The organism is Plesiocystis pacifica SIR-1, assembly GCF_000170895.1.
Taxonomy (GTDB): Bacteria; Myxococcota_A; Polyangia; order Nannocystales; family Nannocystaceae; genus Plesiocystis; species Plesiocystis pacifica.
In genome coordinates this window covers 107306-122895 of sequence record NZ_ABCS01000016.1, presented here as the reverse complement: position 1 = coordinate 122895, position 15590 = coordinate 107306, and the positions used below count along the sequence as shown (strand labels likewise).

The following is a 15590-nucleotide window of genomic DNA, read 5'->3' as shown; positions in this document are numbered from 1 at the left end:
CTGGCGCTGCTTCAGGCCTGGTCGGGGACGAGCTTGCCAGACACGAGATCGTAAATTTGGCCGGGCAGACCGACGCGGAAGCCGAGGGCCTCGACCTGCTCGCGGTGGGTCTCGATGTCGTCCTCGTGGTGCATGAGCACCATCTTGTGACGGACGGCTTCGGGGAGCTGCTCGAGCAAGGAGAAGGCGCCGTGGACCTGGCCGGGGTAGTCCGTGAAGGTGCAGTCGTGGAAGTAGATGGTGGTGCGCGGCTCGATGGACACGAGGAATTCCCGATCCACGGTCGAGTCGCCGCTCCACCAGGCGATGCGCTCGTGCTCGCCCGAGCGCTCGCCCACGTGAAACTCGAAGGAGCACGAGGGTTTCCCGGGGACGTGGTCGTTCTCTCGGGCGACCAGCTCGAGGTCGCCGCACACGAAGGTCTCGCTGTGGTTCCACGGGTTGTCCGTGGGCGCCTCGCAGGCCCGCGCCTTGATCACGTCGAAGTAGGACTCGAGCACGCCCGCGCGCGGGTTGCCGTTGATGTTCAGGTAGCGCAGCGAGGCCGCGAGGGACTCCCAGACCTCGTCCTGAACCGCGCTGTGGGCGATGAACTTGGGCTTGGGGCCGCCAGCCATGACCGCGGGGATGCCGGGGCGGGACTCGTAGAAGCGCTGAAAGGCGAAGTCCTCGAGGCCGTAGATGTGGTCCCCGTGGACGTGGGTGACGAGCTGGCCCGTGATTTGGTGCCAGTCGAGGCCCGCGTCCCACAATTGATCCGGCGCCTGTCGACCGCAGTCGATGAGCCAGCGTGCGCCGGACGGAAGGGTCACCAATGAACAGGTGGTCCCGTAGCGGCGGGAGAACGCGCCTCCGGTGCCGAGGAAGCGCAATGTGGTCGAGCCTTCGGCCACGGTCGCCGCATTGTACAGCGTCCGTGGCAGATCCAAAGCAGATGGGGAATTTGGGGGCCTCGTGTCGCGGCCAGCCGGGCCCGCGGCTCGGACCGCGGAGCGCCCACGCGTCACTCTGGGGCCCGGCTAGGATCTTGCAACGCTACATTCACCGGAGCTGAGGGCCCATCTGTGCCCTGATCCATGCCAGTTTGGCCATGGAAAGTCAGTCCAAGGATCAGCTCGACTCCAGACGGGCCCCGGGCCGAGGCCAGGCCCGGCACCAGACTGAGGTGCCGGGGCGAGCTCTCAGGCCGCGGTCGGCTCGTTGTCCTCGCGCCGGCGGAGGTTGGCCACGAGGGCCCAACCGTTCAGTCCGACCACGCCCAGCACGGCGATGAACATGACCGCCGAGGGCCAGGTGTCCTTGGGGTGCTGGTCGCTGGAGATCAGGTAGCCCTTGGGGTTGATCTCCAGCGCGCGCTCGAGGCGGATGCCCTCGATCTCGGCGACGGGCACGGCCAGGCGGCCTTTGTCGAGCTCGTTGGCGACGAGCGTGGCCGCCGAGCCCTCGCCGCTCACCTGCCAGCCCGTCTCGGCCTGGTTGTTGCCGTAGCTGAAGGTCAGGCCCTTGGGGGTGAGCTGGAGGTCGCCCGCGTCGACGATGTAGGTCGTGCGCCGGGGCAGGACGAGCGCGCCTTTTTTGGGGTCGGCGCCCACGAGGTCGTCGCCGCCGTTGAGGGCCCGGGTGAGGCGCTGGAAGACCTCGACCTCCGCGTCGGGGCCGACCTCGACGGCGAAGGCCCAGACCATGGCGCGCTTTTCCATGAAGGCCCAGGGCAGCCCGGTGGCCGCGATCGCGGCCTCGGCATCGGCCTGGGTCTTCCAGGTGTCGCGGCCGAGCTGGGCGATGCCGTAGGAGCGCCGGGCGACGATGCGGACCTGCTCGCCGGGGCCGACGGTGGCCTCTCCGTCGGAGGTCGTCTTGGCGGCGATGGCCTGGCCGGGCTCGGCCGCCACGGACTCGATGACCGAGGCCGGCTGGAGGTCGATGGTGTCGATGATGCCCTCGGCCGTGAAGAAGATCTGGAGCTTCTCCCAGTGGGGCGTGGCGTCGAGGCGGCGCATGCGGCCGGTGAACTCGCCCGGGAACTCGTTGTTGGCGGTCTGGGTCTCCCGGGGCACGGCGACGAGCACGGCGGCGTCGGACTCGATCAGGCGCATGAAGCCGATCCAGCCCTCGCGGCTCTGCATGCGCGCGGCGTGCTGCACGTCGGGGTCGCCCTCGATGTGCACCCACTCGTTGTCGAAGCTCTCGCTGAACTCGCCAGCGTCGTAGATGTCGGTGACGCGGCCCAGGTCGCGGGGTTCGCCCTGGAATACGCGCAGGAAGTAGACGAAGTCGCTCCAGGTCTTCACCAGGAGGAACAGGCCGATGATGATCACCGCGCCCGCGACGATGGGCGAGCGGCCCCAGCCGACGCGGGTGCGCAGGCCGGCCTCCTCTTGGGTGAAGGGCCGGTCCGCCGTGGCCTGAGCGACCGCGGCGTCGATGTCGAGGTCGTCGTCGAAGTCCTCGTCGACCTCGGTCTCGCCGCCCAGATCTGCGCCCAGATCTGCCGCGGGCGCGTCCGACATGGGCGCTGCGGCGGGGCCGTCCTCTCGCTCGGGGTCCTTGGGGTCGCTCACGGGCTCCTCGCTATACCACGGGACAGAGGTGTCGGGCCGCACGGGGAGGTTCGACTGCCCCCTGGACAGAAGGTTCCGCCCGCGCCGCGTCCGTCCTGGCCGCTCGGGCTGTCTGGCGCCCGCCTAGCGCCGAAACACCCGCAGGTCTCGCTGGCGCATGACCTTGTCCTGGTCGCGGACGATGATCGTGACCCGGTTGCTGCCCGGGCTCAGGGGCACCTCGGCGGAGAACTCGAGGCGCTTGGCGGCGTCCCCGTCGACGGCGCGGTTGGCCAGGTAAAAGACCTTGCGCTCGGGCTGGGCCGGCCCGGCTGCGCGCACGGTCACCATGACGTCGCGGACCCGCTCGGGGTGCTCGGCGACCCCGGCGATGGTGACGCGCTCGGTCTCGACCACGGGCGCCCCGTCGTCACCATCTTCGCCAGCGTCGTCGGCCAGCACGATGTGGGGCGGGTCGACCATGCGCCCAGCCTTGGGGTCGAGGGCTGCCCGGGCCTTGCCCCCGCTCGCGGCCTCGAGCAGGTCGGCGGGCACCCACAGTCGTCGGCCCTGGCCCTTGGGTCCGGCGAGGGCGCGCCAGTCCCCGGACGAGCCGACGACCTCGAGGAGCGTCCCCGCGGGGAGCTCGGCGACCACCGGCGCCGACGAATCGGCGCCGTTGTAGAGGCGTACCGGCTCGTCGCCGCCGACTTTGTAGCGCCCCGAGTGCGCGTCGCTGACCGCGTCTCGGCCGGGGACGATGCGGAAGCGGAGCTTGTCGTCGACGCTCTCGCGCAGTACCCCGTCGCCGACGATCAGCTCGAGCTCGAGGGGCTGGCTGGGGTCGGCCGTGGGCGCGATGGAGACGCCGAAGGCGCCGGTGAATTCCTCGCCCTGGGCCAGGGCTCCGTGGACGACCAGGCCTTCCTCGAGGAGGCCCTGGGTGCCGGAGAGGTTGCGCAAGAGCACGCGGGCGTCGGGCGCGGGGCCGCCCGCGTTGTGGGCCCGGAAGGCCAGCAGCACGTGCTCGCCTGGCTGCAGCAGCCCGTCGCCGTTGCCCTGGACCACGAAGGGGACCTCGCCGGGCCACGGCTCGTGCTCGGGCCGCGCGGGGCCCTCGGCGACGAGGTGGGGGTCGTCGATGATCCAGTAGTCGAAGGAAAAGCGGGGCCGCTCGGCGCCGAGCATGGTGAAGGCCACGCTCGCCTCGCCGTCGGGGGTGGCCTCGGGCTCGCCCACGTGGGCGGCGACGGTCAGGGTGTCGACGAAGTCGGGGTACCAGGGCAGGACCTGGAGCTCGATGTCCCGGGAGGTGCTCTCGCCCGGGGGCAGCGCGCCGATGAGCAGCTCGATGCCGTCGAGCTCGTCGCGGGCGCAGTCGGTGATCAGGTGGACCTGCTCGAGGGTCTCGGTCCCGGGGTTGCGGACCTCGACGTGCAGGGTGAAGGCCTCGCCCGCGCGGTGGAGCTCGCCGTTTTTGGTGTCGACGATGTTGACCGCGACCTCGAGGGGCGCGTCCACGGGCCCCACGTCGGCCCAGTCGACCTTCCAGGTCTCGATGCCCGCGCGGATCGCCTCGCCCTCGCGCTTGCTCAGTTCTTCGACGATCGCCGGCAGGGCGTCGACCTGAGCCCGGCGGCCCTCCTTGCCCACGAGCTTCAGCGCCACGTCGCGGGCCAGGCGGATCTCCGGGTCGCGCAAGGTCCGGCTGGCCGCGTCGCCGCCCGAGGCCTGGAGCGCCTCCTGAGCCAGCTGCGGGCTGTAGGAGAGGTAGCGGAGCATGAGCGGCGACTTGGCCAGGGCCAGCTCGGCCTCGATGTGGGCGTCGTGGACCGCCGAGGGCAGGTGGGCCGTCCGCCCGCGCTGGCGCTGTCGCTCGAAGCGCTCGAGGTCGTAGTAGCGGGCCACGCCCTCATACTCGAGGAGCTCCACGGGCAGCAGCTCCACGTCCGGGATCACGCCGATGTTCTGGATCTTGCGATCCCCGGCCACGCGGTACTCGGCGATGGTCAGCTTCAGGGCCAGGGGTCGGCCGTAGGGCGTGGCGTTGCGCAGCTCCTGGACCGTGCCCTTGCCAAAGCTCGCGCGCCCGAGGATCACCCCGCGGTCGAGGTGCTTCATGGACCCGCCGACGATCTCCGAGGCCGAGGCCGAGCTCTCGTCGACCAGGGTGACCACCGGGACCTTCATGGGCACGACGATCTCCTCGGTCGCGTCCTGGTGCTCGCGGCCCAGGGCCGAGCGCACGATGACCAGCTCGCCGCCTTTCACGAACTGGTTGAGGATCCCGACCGCCTGGGCCAGCAGGCCCCCGGAGTTCCCGCGCAGATCCACGACCAGGCCGGCCAGCTGGGCGTTGCTCTGGAAGTCCTGGAGGGCCGCGAGCAATTTCTCGGCGGTGTCCTCTTGAAAGGTGGCGACCTGCAGGTAGCCCACGTCGTTCGGGAGCATCTCGGCGATCACCGTGGGGATGGCGATCTGCCCGCGGGTGATCTCGACGCGCACGACCGCGTCGCCGCGCCGGACCTCGAGCACGACCTGGGTGTCGATCGGTCCGCGCAGCAGCCCCTGGGCGTCGGCCGAGCTCATGTTGACCGTGGACTGGTCGTCGATCGCCAGGATCACGTCGTTGTCCTGGAGCCCGGCCTTGGCCGCGGGGGACTCGGGGATGACCCGGACCACGAGGATGCGCCGGTCTCGAGCGACGATCTCCGCCCCGATCCCGCCGAAGCTCCCGCGCGTCTTGACCCCAAGCTCCGCGCTCTCTTCGGGGGTCAGCAGGATCGTGTGCGGGTCGAGGGGCGACAGGAAGCCGTTGATGGCCGCGTACTCGAGCTCGTGGAGGGGCTCGGCTTCGAGGCTGAGCACCGAGGCGGTGAACTCGAGGATCTCTTCGAGGCGATCGGCCGCGGGGTCGAGGCCCTTTAGCTCGCCGATCGCAAAGCGCTTGGACTGGTCGCGGACGGTGACCTCGAGCTGGCCCGGGTCGCTCGCGTCGGGCACGGCGAAGAACTCCGGCGTGTGCAGGCCCAGGCGGTCCGTGGCCGCGAGCAGCTGACCCCGGGGGTCAAAGCGGGTCTTGTCGTAGTAGTCCTGGGAGACCGTGTGGATCGACCAGATCAGCAGGGGGAAGCTGCGCTCGTCGAGGCGCAGATCCTCGACCATCTGCTCGGCCGCGTCTTTCTTGGACGGATCGTCGGGCGGGTCTACCTTGGAGCCGGCCTCTGCCTCCGACGCGGAGTCCGCCTTGCACGCACCGATCGCCAACCATAGAGACGTCAGGCCCACGAGGGTCTTGCGCATCGCCGCAGCATAGCCCAGCGCCCTGGCCAGGCTTCGAGCCGTCGGCCTGGACACAAAAGATGCTCATCCAATCTTTTTTGTGTCTTTTCGTTGCAAAACGCTGATCGGCACGGTTGCAAGATCCTGAAATCATCGATGTTTTGATCTGGCATGCGAGACGCATATGGGGCGGAGCAGTGCGTACCTTTTTCATCGCTGTCGCCGCGCTCGCCCTGACTGCGGCTTGTGCGGACGCGCCCATCACCGCCGCCGACCTCCAGGCTGACGGCCAGCTTCGTGAGCGCCCGACCTCGCAGCAGAACGTGCTCGCCGCGGTCCCCGCGAGCCGGCCCCAGGCCCAGCGCGCCGAGCGTCTGGCGGTCACCGGTCTCCTCGCCAGCGAGGCGGAGGGAGCGCTCGAGGACACCACGCGCTTTAGCGTCGAGGGGGAGAGCATCCACCTGCACCTGCGTGCCGACGACCTCGCCGAGCCTCGCCCGGTGACCTTCGTGTGGACGCACGGCGACGAGCGCCGCGAGACCCTGGGCTTCCTGCAGCCCTCGGAGACCCTGTCGATGGCGGCGAGCCTGCCCCTGACGCGTCCCCTCGTGCGCGATCCCGACCTCCAGGACGACAGCGACGGCGACTTCGATCCCGCCGCTCACCTCGGCCTGTGGCAGGTCGAGGTCTACAGCACCGATTCCACCGGCCGCAGCCTCGTGTTCGAGCGTGAGTTCGAGGTCCTGACGGTCGAGGCCTTCGAGGCCACCTTGCTCGAGCCCGCCGAGGTGCTCTGAGCCGCCCGCCCGACTGGGCAGCCTGATTTTGCGTTCGTCCTGATCCAGAGAGTCGAGTCGAAGCGCCCGCAGCCCCGGCTGCGGGCGTTTTTTTGCGCGGCGGGTCAGCGGCGGATCAGCAGTAGATCTGGGGCCCGGCGGCGCCGTAGCATCGCTGCGATGGCGGACAACAACGACAGCGGGCTCGCGCCCCAGGAGGTCGAGGCCTTCGCCCGAGGCCTCTGGTACCTCGCGGGCATCGACGGCGAGGTTCACGACCGAGAGAAGCAGCTCATCGAGGAGTTCCTCAACGACGCGGGCAGCGGGCTGACGATCTCCACGATCGCATCGGAGGGTTTCCAGCCCATCGAGGCGGCGGCCATGCTCGAGACCACCTTCCTCAAGCACGTGTTCATGAAGGCCGCGATCGCGCTGGTCTACGCCGACGGCGTCTACACCGACAACGAGCGCCGAGCGATCGGTGAGTTTGCCGACGCCTTCGGGATGAACAACGCCGAGTTCGGCGACCTCGAACAGGTCGCCAAGGTCATGCAGCTGTGAGTGGCCGCAGGAATCAACACAACCCCAGCCCGGTAATCGGCGCGCCCCAGACCGCAGCGCCGACACCGACCCCCGGCCAACGAGAAAGCGAGACCAGCCCATGGGACTCATGAATTTCATCCGCAACGAGCTCATCGAGATCATCGAGTGGCTCGACGACACCAACTACACCCTCGTCTGGCGCTTCCCCGACAAGGACAACCAGATCAAAAACGGCGCCAAGCTCGTGTGCCGCCCGGGGCAGGCCGCCATCCTCGTCAACGAGGGCGTCATGGCCGACGTGTTCGGCCCCGGCACGCACACCCTCTCGACCCAGAACATGCCCGTGCTGTCCACCCTCAAGGGCTGGAAGTATGGGTTCGAGAGCCCCTTCAAGGTCGAGGTCTACTTCATCAACCTCAAGCAGTACCTCGACCAAAAGTGGGGCACGCCCAACCCGGTGATCATCCGCGATCCGGAGTTCGCCGTCGGCAACCGCCCCGGCCGCGTGCCGATCCGCGCCTTCGGTAGCTACAACTTCCGCGTCGCCGACCCGAGCGTGTTCTTCAAGGAGATCGTCGGGACCAACTCGACGATCACCACCGACGACATCGAGCGCTTCATCAAGAGCCGCGTGCTCCAGGCCTTCAACAAGGCCGCCAGCCAGGCCAAGGTCAGCGTCGCCGACATCGCCGGCCACGTGGACGTCCTCGCCGAGGGGGTCAAGAGCGGCATCGCCAACGATCTGCAGGCCCTGGGTCTGGCGCTGACCAGCTTCATCATCGAGAGCATCACGCTCCCGCCCGCGATCCAAAAGGCGATCGAAGAGGCCGCGGCCCAGGCTGCCCGCGGCGTCGACAACACGATGGCGTGGGAGGGCATGCAGGCCATGCGTGACGTCGCCCGCAACGCCCACAAGGGTCAGTCCGGCGGGGTCATGGGCGCCGGCATGGGCATGGGCATGGGCTTTGGCATGGGCAACATGATGGGCAACATGATGTCGCCCCAGGCCATGGGCTACGGGCAGCAGGGCTACCCGCCGCAGCAGGGCTACGGGCAGCAGGGTTACCCGCCGCAGCAGGGCTATCCGCCACAGCAGGGCTACCCGCCGCAGCAGCAGGGCTATCCGCCGCAGCAGGGCTACCCGCCGCAGCAGGGCTACCAGCAGCCGCCGCAGCAAGGTCAGCCTCCGCAGCAGCAAGGGGCAGGTTGGCACCCCGCCGGCGGTCAGCCTCCGCAGCAGCAGGCTGCTCCGGCTCCCGCGGGCGGAGGCAACGACATCCAGTCGAAGCTTCAGAAGCTCAAGGCGGCCTACGACGCTGGGTTGCTGACCGACGAAGAGTACTCGGCGAAGAAGGCTTCTTTGCTCGATAGCTTCTAAGGGCTGGCGGTATTCAATCCGCTCATTGGCGGGGGACGAAGATTGGATCTTCTCCTCCGCCAAAATAATTCTGCTCGAGTTGAAGCTTGGGTTTGGGCCTGCGGTGCTGGGTTGTCTCCGACGGTGCACCGCGGCCTATTCGGCGGGCTCCTCCCCACTCCTGCGCTCGAGCCGAGCCACATCCCGTTGCTCTTCCAAGGCTGTAGGCGGCTCGGTGCTCGTCGCAGGGACCCCTCCCGCCGAGCGGCCTGCTCGGGGTACGCAAGTTGAATGCTGGGGTCTCGAACGAGTTGCGCCTGGACCTGAACTGCCTGCAGCAGGGGTCGAGCCACCACCAGCGCACTTCACCCCCGCCAAAACATTTCTACTCGCCGCCCCATGACCGGAGCCGCAGCGAGCGAAGCGAGCGTGAGGTGGATGAATCGCGCGCAGCGAAGCGAGCACGATTCATCGTCGGGGCGGACGCTGTCGAGGGCCTCCCGATAGAACCTCATGGGGAAAACCAGCCTGTCCTCCGACCCGGGAAGCATGCAGCAGTGGCCGGAGAACCCCGCCGCATGCAGCAGTGGTCGGAGAACCCCGCCGCATGCAGCAGTGGTAGGAGAACCCCGCCGCATGCAGCAGTGGCCGGAGAACCCCACCGCATGCAGCAGTGGTCGGAGAACCCCGCCGCACGCAGCAGTGGCCGGAGAACCCCACCGCATGCAGCAGTGGTCGGAGAACCCCGCCGCACGCAGCAGTGGTCAGAGAACCCCACCGCATGCAGCAGTGCCCAGACAACCCCGCCGCACGCAGCAGTGGTCAGACAACCCCACCGCACGCAGCAGTAGCCAGAGAACCCCACCGCACGCAGCAGTAGCCAGAGAACCCCACCGCACGCAGCAGTAGCCAGAGAACCCCACCGCACGCAGCAGTGCCCAGACAACCCCACCGCACGCAGCAGTAGCCAGAGAACCCCACCGCACGCAGCAGTGGTCGGAGAACCCCGCCGCATGCAGCAGTGGTCAGAGAACCCCGCCGCACGCAGCAGTAGCCAGACAACCCCGCCGCACGCAGCAGTAGCCAGACAACCCGCCGCACGCAGTGCCCAGACAACCCCGCCGCAACCAGCACGGGCTCAACCAGCCCAGCCCAAGAGCACGCCGCAGAGCTCAGCGGACCCAAGAGCACGCAGGACTCAACGACCCCAAAACTCAAGGCGCCAACGCCAGCGCGATGTCAGCCCCCGCCGAGGCCAACGCCTTCGGCGTCGCCGCCCCCACGTGTGACCAGCAGTGCCGCGTCGCCGTCTTTTGCGTCGGCGACAGATGCCGCAGCACGTGGCGTCGCCGAATCCCCTTGCGCTGGCTGTCGACCGCGAGCGCGTAGCAGGCCTCGGGCAGCGAGAGCCCGGCCCGGATGCTGCGCAGGTCGATGCCACAGCCGCCGCCGCAGCAGGCGTTCTCGTAGACGTAGGCGCCGTTGCTGATCCACACGCCCATGCCGAGGAGGACGCCCGCGAGCTCGGCGTCGCCCTCCCACTCGCGCAGGGCCGTGGGCTCGTCGCTCGCGGGACGCAGCCCCGCGCCGTCGAGGGCGACGCGGCCGAGCTCCCGGGCGATGCTGGCGAGGAGGAGCTCGCGGACCTTGAACGCGGCCGGGCTGAACAGCACGAGGTACTCGTCGGTGCCCTTGAAGGTGTGGAGCAACTTCCCGCTGGGGTCGCCGAGGCTGACGTAGGACTCGGGCAGGCCGGGGTTGCGCTCGTCGAGCTCGAGCAAGGTGAGCTCGATTTCGGACTGGCCGACGACCTCCTGGACGGCGCAGATCATGTCGAAGAGGGAGTCCAGATCCGTGGGTGTGCCGCCGCGCGGTACGCCATGGAGCTTGGCCGGATCGGTGAGCAGGTGGGGCTCGCGCGCGGCGGGTCCGAGGTGGCTAGCGAGGTCGACGATCCCCCCGGCGATCCAGTCGCGGGCGTCCGCGTCGGGGACGAATTCCGGCGAGGCTTTGGCCGCAGATCCAAACTGGAACATGGGTCGAGCTTAGGTCAGCGGCCCGCGCGACGCCAACGACACGCGCGCCCCGATCCGCTGGCGACTCGAGCTGCCGCTTGCGGATCGTCTGGATCCTCACACACTCGAATTAGGGTGTCTGGGACGGGTCGTGTGGAGCGGAGAGTGCAAACGATCGACGGCGATCGGGGCACCCCCATTTCACGGTCTGCGAGCGCGCGCGCGAACCTGCTCGCGTGGGTGGTGCTTTGCTCCACGGTGCTGATCTGCGCGCTGATTCCGAGGGCGGCGCAGGCAGGGGAGGGGACGCTCTCGACGACGACGATCCGCGTTCCGTTGACGGTGCACGTCGCCGTCGAAGATGGAAACGCAGTGGTCGACGACGCGCGCATCGAGGCCTGCGTGCGCGAGGCCAACGCGGCCCTGGCCCGCTACGGCGTGAGCGTGTGGGTCCGGGCGGTCGTCGAGCTGCGCGACACGACGACGATCGAGACCCCCGACCAGCGCCTGGCCCTGGCCAAGGTCGCGCGCCGCGACGGCAGCGTGCACGTGTTCTTCGTCGACCGCGTCGAGCTGGCGACGGCGCGCAACGGCGACCAGCGCGTGAGCGGGATGCACTGGCGCTACCACGGCCTGTCGCCGCGGGTGCGCGCGCGCGAGTACGTGGCCGTCGCCCACAACGCTCCGCGCACGACCTTGGCCCACGAGATCGGCCACACCTTCGGGCTGGGCCACGACGAGGACGTCGACAACCTGATGTGCTCGTGTAAGCGCGGGGAGTCGCCGAGCTTCTCGGCGCGCCAGGGTCGGCGGCTGCGCAGCGGGGCCCGGCGCTTCCTCGATCGCGCGCGCCCGCGGGCTCAGCCGCGCCGCGTCGAGCGGGTCCGGTTCAGCCGCGCCGAGCGGATCGAGCTGGTGCGCCAGGTCAGGGCGCCGTCTCGAGCTGAGCGAGCACCTCGGACATCTCGATGAGGTCCGCGTCCTCGGGGTTCATCTCGAGGGCGGCGGCGATCATCGTGCTCGCGTCGAGGATCAGGCCGTAGTCCCCGGGCGGACCCTCGGCGTCGCGGTAGGCGACCAAGGCCTGGCTGTAGGCGACGGCCGCGGCAGCTTCGAGGCCGGCCGCGCTCGGCTCCCCGATCGCGTCGAGGGGCAGCTGGAAGTCGGTCTCGACGGTCTCGAAGGTGGTCGGGTCGAGCCAGCTGAGCTCGACGACGACGAAGGCGTTGGGGTCGAGCTCGGCGCAGGCGAGCAGCTCGTGGTGGAAGACCAGGGCGCCGTTGGCCCCGAGGATGCCCTCGCTGGCCTCGACCGCCGTGCCCGTGCCGTTGCCTCCGGGCTTGGTGGGGGCGAGGGCCAGACCCGGGGGCAGGCTGAGCTCGACCTCGAGGTCGAGGGCGGCGGTGATCATGCGCTCGGTGAAGCCGTCGGCGAGCTTGGCCCAGACCGCGTCGGCGGTCGGCGCGAACACGGCCGAGCCCTGCCCGAGGCGACCGAGCTCGCGCAGGGCCGAGTCGGCGTAGAGCTCGTGGGTGCCGGTGGCCACGCTGACGAGGTGGCGATCTTCGGCGGCGGCGGAGCTGACGGTGTCGGCGAGGGCGGGGGAGACCTCGAAGTGCCCGTTGCTGAGCAAGAGCACCCGGCGGTGGCCGATCTCGTCGCCAGACCAGGGGCTCTCGAGGCTGGCGTAGGCGAGCTCGATGGCGGCCTCGAGCTTGGCGTAGCCGAAGGCCTCCTCGGGGTTGATGAGCCCGGTCAGGGGCGTGGAGCCGAAGCCCTCGATGTCGGCGGCGGCGAGGTCCATGGCCTCCTCGCCCGCGGCGATCAAGGTCACGCGGTCGCCGGGGCCGAGGGCGCTCTCGATGGCGGCGAGGGCCTCCTCGACGAGGACCAGGGGCTCGCCGGCCATGCTCGGGCCCAGGTCCACGACGATCGCCAGGTCCACGGGCGGGCGCTGCTGGGGCGAGAGCGCGGGGGCCTTGACGGCGAACTGGAAGCGGTAGCGCTCGACGCCCTCGGCGTTGGCCGGGCCGACGGGCCACAGCTGGCCGCTGAGGCTGGGCGAGGCGCCCGGGGAGGGGGCGTAGCCAAAGTCGAAGTGGTTGAGGAAAGGGCGCGGCGACAGGGGAATGCGCGGGACCTTGCCGTCGCCAAAGAGCACGGCCTCGCGGACCAGCGCCGGGGCGAGCTCGAGGTTGGCGACGGCGAGGTCGTAGCCGTGGCTCTGGCCCGCGTTGGGGTCGCAGGCCTCGGCGAGCATGCCCGGATCCGTCGGGCCGGTCTCGCCCGCGCCGTCGTCCTCGCCCGTGTCGGACGCTTCGCTCGAGTCGTCGCTCGTGCCCGTGTCGTCGCCGGTCTCGGTCGAGTCCTCGCCCTCGTCCGCGCCTTGGGTCTCGCCCTCGTCGCCGTAGCCATCGGCGACGGAGTCGTCGTCGTCGAGGGTGCTCGAGCACGCGAGCGACAGCAGCAGGGGCAAGCACGCAGAGCCCGCGAGGAGCCGGGTGCGGAGGATTTGGGGGGGCATCAAATCGTCAGGCTAGGAGAAGGAAAGAAGGAGTAGACCAATTGCCTATCATGAGCCTTTGAACCGGACAATCACCGGACCAGGGTGGCTTTTCGCGGGAAGCAGCACGACACGAATGTCGCACTTTGGAACGCGCGAAATTCGAAAGGGTCTACGCGCTCTCGGCGGGCCTACTCGTTGGCTGGCGGCGGCCCAAACATCCCCGTGAGGGTTTCACGGATCCACTGTGGGTGATCGTAGGTGGGCGCATCACTGCGCTCGCGCGGAGCGACGACGCGCGCGACGACGTGGCCCCTGGGATCGTGATCCTCGGGTGCGCGCTCCACCAAGTGGACCTGCGCGACGCCAGGGCAACCGGTGCAAAGGGGCGGCTCATAGTCCTGTTGCGAGTAGCTCTGGCGCAGATCCCTCCCGTGCACATCGATCACCTCGTTCACCTCTACGGCGAAGCCCGAGGGATCGACCTCTGCGTCCTTTGCGAGCACGAGGGCGAGGCCGGCGAGCAGGTCGCTGGCGAGCTGGAGCTGGCGGGGGTCGGCGTCGAGGCCGTCGAGCTCCAGGTCCACGCAGCCAAAGCGGCGCATGCCTCGGGTGCTCAGGCGTAGCCCGCCTTCGCGCTTTGGATCCGGGAAGGGGACGATCGCGATCTGATCGGCGATGTTGCCCGCGGACGCGCGCAATCGCTTGGCCTCGAAGGTCTCGAGGTCGAGGGTCTCGAGGGTGTCGGGGTCGTGGATCAGCGCGTCGAAGTGCTCGGCGACCACGCGCACGAGGGTCTGGTGCAAGCGCAGGCCGCGGACACCGAACTGGTTGCGGTAGTCGGCGCGCAGCAACAGGGCCCAGCTGCGCCCGGGCAGGGAGTCGCGCTGCTCGGGGCTGAGCGCGCGGGTCAGCACGGGGTCGGTGAGCGCCGAGGCGGGGATGGTCGTGTCCTCGCCGACGCCGAGGTGCACGAGCTCGAGGTGCAGGCCGATCAGGTCGAACACGCGCTCGCGCGCTTCGGCGGCGGCCGCCGGTGAGCCGCCGCTGTCCCCCGCCTCGGCGGCGAGGCTGTCGATGTCGAGGGTGCCGAAGTCCGTGGCGTGGGGCTCGGTCTCGATCAGCGTGATCAGCAGGTCGAGCTCGCCGTCGCGGCGGCGCTTGGGGAAGCGCTGCTGGACGAGGCCCTGCAAGAACGCGCGGCTCGGCAGCTCGGGGCGCTCGCGGCTCTGGGGCAACAGGAGCAGGTAGCCCATGCTCGTGCGATCGGCGAAGGGGATCACGTGGGCCGCGTCCCCGCTCAGGGCGTCGCCGGTGTCGCTCTCGGCGGACTCGGCCTCGTCTGCCTCGGCGTCGCCAGCCTCGGCCTCGGCTCGTTTGGCCGGCGGGTCCGCCTGCTTGGGCGCGGGCCGCTCGGGCTCGCTCGGGCACGCCAAGGTCAGCGCGCCCAGGCAGACCGCGGCCAGGGCGAGGGCCCGCGCGTTCACGCCTGCTCCCCCCAACGCTCGATCAGCTCGGCGACCAGGGCGGGGTCGACGTTGCCGCCGGTGAGCATCACGCCCACGCGCAGGGGCCGATCGTCGACGTCGAGGCGCTCGCGCAGGGCAGCGGCCTCGCGCAGGGCAGCGGCGACGCCGGCGGCCCCCGAGGGCTCGACGAGGATCTTGGCGCGGGCGAGGACCTGCACCAGGGCGCGGCCGAGCTCGTCGTCTTCGACGCGGAAGCTCCCGGCCAGGTCGCGGCGCGCGATCTCGAAGTTGAGGGCGCCGACGCGCACGGGCTTGAGGCCGTCGGCGAGGGTCGGGCCGGGCTGCACGGGCACGCGCTCGCCGGCCTCGAGGCTGGCCGCGAGGGCGTCGCAGCCCGCGGGCTCGACGGAGAAGATCGGCGTGGTCGCTTCGCCGCTCTCGCTGCGACAGGCCAGGCAGGCCCCCGCGATCACGCCGCCGCCGCCCACGGGCACGATGATCGCGTCGAGGTCTTCACCGGCGTCGGCGAGCAGCTCCCGCGTGGCCGTGCCCTGGCCGCACACGATGTCGGGGTGGTCGAAGGGCTGGATCATCGCGCCCCCGGTCTCGGCCTGGATCGCGTAGGCGGCCTCGCGGCGGTCGTCGGAGGTCGTCCCGGCGAGGACGATCTTGGCCCCGAGCTCGCGGACCACGGCGATCTTCACCTTGGGCGCGTCGACGGGCATGGCGATGGTCGCCGGGACGCCGAACTCGCGGGCCGCGAGGGCGACGGCCTGGGCGTGGTTGCCAGAGCTGAAGGTGATCACGCCGCGGGCGCGATCGCTGGGGTCGAGGCGGCCGACGGCGTGCATGGCTCCGCGGGCTTTGAACGCCCCGATCCGCTGCATGTTCTCGGCCTTGAGGAAGAGCTCGACGGGCGCGCTGGCGAGGGCATCGAGGCGCGGGCTCCGGATCGTCGGTGTGCGAACGACGCGGCCCGAGATGCGCTCGGCGGCGGCGGCCACGTCCGCGCTGCCGAGGCGCTGGGCCCACGCGGGGGCGTCCTCGGGGCGATAATCCACGGGTCGAGAGTCCTCGCGCATCGGCGGGCAGAGTACACTCCGCA

General features: G+C 70.1%; 11 protein-coding genes. 4 read left to right on the top strand and 7 right to left on the bottom strand.

The annotated features are described in order from the left end of the window. Positions 1-11 precede the first annotated feature (11 nt). From PPSIR1_RS10860 to PPSIR1_RS10850, 3 genes are all read right to left on the bottom strand, one after another. The gene (locus PPSIR1_RS10860) at positions 12-893 is read right to left on the bottom strand and encodes an MBL fold metallo-hydrolase (RefSeq protein ID WP_198154490.1); all 882 of its coding nucleotides are present in this window, start codon (positions 891-893) and stop codon (positions 12-14) included. A gap of 288 nt (positions 894-1181) precedes the next feature. Then, on the bottom strand, positions 1182-2561 hold the full coding sequence (locus PPSIR1_RS10855) for a hypothetical protein (RefSeq protein ID WP_006971092.1): 1380 nt from the start codon (positions 2559-2561) through the stop codon (positions 1182-1184). A gap of 123 nt (positions 2562-2684) precedes the next feature. Further along, the gene (locus tag PPSIR1_RS10850) at positions 2685-5843 is read right to left on the bottom strand and encodes an MXAN_5808 family serine peptidase (RefSeq protein WP_006971091.1); all 3159 of its coding nucleotides are present in this window, start codon (positions 5841-5843) and stop codon (positions 2685-2687) included. Positions 5844-6019: 176 nt separating this feature from the next. Here PPSIR1_RS10850 and PPSIR1_RS10845 point away from each other — a divergent pair, with 176 nt between their 5' ends. The 3 genes from PPSIR1_RS10845 to PPSIR1_RS10835 all read left to right on the top strand — a co-directional run bounded on the left by PPSIR1_RS10845 (position 6020) and on the right by PPSIR1_RS10835 (position 8519). Beyond that, complete coding sequence (locus PPSIR1_RS10845) at positions 6020-6619, top strand: hypothetical protein (RefSeq protein ID WP_006971090.1); 600 nt, start codon at positions 6020-6022, stop codon at positions 6617-6619. Between the two features lie 159 nt (positions 6620-6778). Continuing rightward, positions 6779-7159 (top strand): TerB family tellurite resistance protein, encoded by a 381-nt coding sequence (locus tag PPSIR1_RS10840; protein ID WP_006971089.1) that lies wholly within the window; start codon positions 6779-6781, stop codon positions 7157-7159. A 100-nt stretch (positions 7160-7259) separates the two neighbouring features. Next, positions 7260-8519: an SPFH domain-containing protein gene (locus tag PPSIR1_RS10835; RefSeq protein WP_086001209.1), complete on the top strand. Its 1260-nt coding sequence runs from the start codon at positions 7260-7262 to the stop codon at positions 8517-8519. A gap of 1193 nt (positions 8520-9712) precedes the next feature. Here the strand turns inward: PPSIR1_RS10835 and PPSIR1_RS10830 are convergent. Then, positions 9713-10534: a hypothetical protein gene (locus PPSIR1_RS10830; protein ID WP_006971086.1), complete on the bottom strand. Its 822-nt coding sequence runs from the start codon at positions 10532-10534 to the stop codon at positions 9713-9715. Between the two features lie 219 nt (positions 10535-10753). On the opposite strand from PPSIR1_RS10830, the gene PPSIR1_RS10825 reads away from it, so the two are divergent. Next, positions 10754-11485, top strand: coding sequence for a M12 family metallo-peptidase (locus PPSIR1_RS10825; protein ID WP_157595420.1), 732 nt, complete (start codon positions 10754-10756; stop codon positions 11483-11485). On the opposite strand, the gene PPSIR1_RS10820 is transcribed toward PPSIR1_RS10825, so the two are convergent. The 3 genes from PPSIR1_RS10820 to PPSIR1_RS10810 form a co-directional block, all read right to left on the bottom strand. Next, positions 11439-13037 carry a vWA domain-containing protein gene (locus PPSIR1_RS10820; RefSeq protein WP_157595419.1) on the bottom strand — a complete coding sequence of 533 codons (1599 nt, stop codon included), beginning with the start codon at positions 13035-13037 and terminating at the stop codon, positions 11439-11441. The two genes, PPSIR1_RS10825 and PPSIR1_RS10820, sit on opposite strands and share 47 nt — an antisense overlap. Before the next feature lie 170 nt (positions 13038-13207). After that, positions 13208-14503: a hypothetical protein gene (locus tag PPSIR1_RS10815; protein ID WP_006971083.1), complete on the bottom strand. Its 1296-nt coding sequence runs from the start codon at positions 14501-14503 to the stop codon at positions 13208-13210. After that, positions 14500-15567: a threonine ammonia-lyase gene (locus PPSIR1_RS10810; RefSeq protein WP_157595418.1), complete on the bottom strand. Its 1068-nt coding sequence runs from the start codon at positions 15565-15567 to the stop codon at positions 14500-14502. Before PPSIR1_RS10810 ends, PPSIR1_RS10815 begins: the two co-directional genes overlap by 4 nt. Positions 15568-15590: the final 23 nt, after the last annotated feature.

Coding starts and splice junctions, on each gene's coding strand:
- PPSIR1_RS10835 (WP_086001209.1), top strand. CDS start 7,260: ATGGGACTCATGAATTTCATCCGCAACGAGCTCATCGAGATCATCGAG.
- PPSIR1_RS10840 (WP_006971089.1), top strand. CDS start 6,779: ATGGCGGACAACAACGACAGCGGGCTCGCGCCCCAGGAGGTCGAGGCC.
- PPSIR1_RS10850 (WP_006971091.1), bottom strand. CDS start 5,843: ATGCGCAAGACCCTCGTGGGCCTGACGTCTCTATGGTTGGCGATCGGT.
- PPSIR1_RS10830 (WP_006971086.1), bottom strand. CDS start 10,534: ATGTTCCAGTTTGGATCTGCGGCCAAAGCCTCGCCGGAATTCGTCCCC.
- PPSIR1_RS10820 (WP_157595419.1), bottom strand. CDS start 13,037: ATGCCCCCCCAAATCCTCCGCACCCGGCTCCTCGCGGGCTCTGCGTGC.
- PPSIR1_RS10810 (WP_157595418.1), bottom strand. CDS start 15,567: ATGCGCGAGGACTCTCGACCCGTGGATTATCGCCCCGAGGACGCCCCC.